Raw genomic sequence first — 392 nt, forward strand, 5'->3', positions numbered from 1 at the left:
TCATGGTTTTGGCGAGTACGATCGAGCCTATCGGCGTAGACAGACTGCCGGGCTGGTCAACGCTGCCTGGCGCTTCGTTGGCGTATCTCCGGCCGTCAAGCAGTACCTGCTGGATTGTCGCTGCGGGTTCACCGAGCAGAATACGGTCGCGATTACCAACGCAATCGACCTTGTTCAGGCTGAAGCCTTGCAGCTGTCGCGCGAGCAATCCCGTGCCGAACTGGGGTTGTCGAGCGATGTGCGGTTGATCGGCGCATTAGGGCGGCTTGTGCCGGTCAAGGGGCATGTCTACCTGGTTCAGGCATTTGCCTGCCTGGCGACGAAGCATCCGTCTGCGCAGCTCGCGATCATCGGTGCCGGGCGTGAGGAAAAGCGCCTTCAGCAGGAGATCG

At 61.0% G+C, this 392-nt stretch carries 1 protein-coding gene; it reads left to right on the forward strand.

The window, feature by feature from the left end; all coding sequences use genetic code 11:
• Nucleotides 1-392: glycosyltransferase (locus J0A65_RS26200; RefSeq protein WP_206597114.1), on the forward strand; the 392-nt coding region annotated here is incomplete at both ends.

The organism is Bowmanella yangjiangensis (assembly GCF_017255015.1).
Lineage (GTDB): Bacteria > Pseudomonadota > Gammaproteobacteria > Enterobacterales > Alteromonadaceae > Bowmanella > Bowmanella yangjiangensis.